Genomic DNA, 1,586 nt, shown 5'->3' with positions numbered 1-1,586 from the left:
AGCAGACTGTGTGAAAACCTAGCAATCTGTCCGGCCCTTTAAGAGAATGCTCCGTATCGAAAGATACGGAGCATTTTTCGTTATGGCCTACATACAAGGCGAGTCCCGCAGCCAGACCAGCCTGTTCCCGGTCTCGCTGGAGGAACTGATCCCTGAAGATCACCTCGTACGGGTCATCGACCTGTATGTCACCAAGCTCGATCTGGGCCAGCTCGGTTTTGAGAAGGCTCAGCCCAAGGCCACTGGGCGCCCAGCTTACGACCCCGCCGATCAGCTCAAGCTCTATCTCTATGGCTATTTTCAGCGCATTCGATCGTCGCGGCGCCTAGAAGCTGAGTGCCAACGCAACATCGAAGTGATGTGGTTGATCAACCGGCTTAAACCCGACTTCAAGACCATCGCCGACTTTCGCAAGAACAACAAAGTAGCGTTCGTTACGACGTGCCGAGCTTTTGTGCAGTTCTGCCGATCCGTCGGCTTGATTGCGGGCGATCTGGTTGCGATCGATGGCAGTAAGTTTCAGGCAGTCGCTTCCTCGCGACGCCACCTGAATTTGAATCAGCTCAAGCGTCAGGAGGAGAAGCTGGATAGGCGGATCGCCCAATACCTGGCTGACCTGGATGCCGCTGATAAAGCAGAGGGCGAGCAAGTGGTCGATCGCACTGCGATCAAGGCGGCACTGGCGAAGCTTGAGGCCAAGCAGCAAGACAACCGTAGTTGCCAAGCTTTGATGAAGTCGATGGGGCTGGAGCAATTCAACACGCACGAAAGCGATGCCCGAATGATGCGCACGCCAAAGGGGCTCGTGTTGCCTATAACGTGCAAACAGCCGTGGACGCAGAGCACTGTCTGATTTTGCACCATGAGGTGACGCAAGATGGTGACGACCGCAAACAGCTTGAACCCATAGCTAAAGCTGCCAAGGCCGAACTGGGGCAGGACACGCTGACCGTGACAGCCGATATGGGCTACTCAAATGGCCAGCAATTCCAGGCGTGCGAGGATGCCTCTATTACCGTGTACGTGCCGCCAAACCGAACTTCGAATCCAGGCGGAGAGACATTATTCGAGCGCCAGGACTTTACCTATGACGCTGAACAGGATCGATACCAGTGCCCGGCAGGTCAATGGCTAACCCTGAAGCAGCGTTGCAAAGGCGACCGGATCTACCAGGCGGCAGTCAGCGACTGCGCTGGATGTGCGCTGAAAGCCCAATGTACAAAGGCTCAGCGCCGCTATGTCTCACGTCACGCACAAGAGGAAGCCTTTGAGCGTATGGCACAGCGGATGCAACTGCATCCAGAGATGATGGAGCGACGCAGATCCATCGTGGAGCACCCGTTTGGCAATCTCAAACAATGGCTATTTGGGAACGGGCGGTTCTTGCTACGACAACTTGAAGGGACGAAAGCTGAAATGGCCCTGGCCGTGACCGCGTACAACTTCAAGCGGGCGATCAGTGTCTTGGGAGCCAAGAAAATGATGCAACTGATGGGCTGAAGAGCCTTTTTCAGCACAAAAACAAACGCCCCGAACAAGTCGGGGCGTTTGGTCTAAGGCCTGTCAGTGTGTTTTCACACAGTCTG

General features: G+C 55.2%; 1 pseudogene. It reads left to right on the top strand.

The features are described 5' to 3' along the window. Window positions 1-82 precede the first annotated feature (82 nt). Window positions 83-1,500: pseudogene (locus G7025_RS26510) on the top strand (IS1182-like element ISPfl3 family transposase). The last annotated feature ends 86 nt before the right edge of the window (window positions 1,501-1,586 follow it).

It is taken from the genome of Pseudomonas lurida (assembly GCF_013522705.1).
GTDB classification, from domain to species: Bacteria; Pseudomonadota; Gammaproteobacteria; order Pseudomonadales; family Pseudomonadaceae; genus Aquipseudomonas; species Aquipseudomonas quebecensis.
This window is presented reverse-complemented; position numbering and strand designations above follow the sequence as displayed.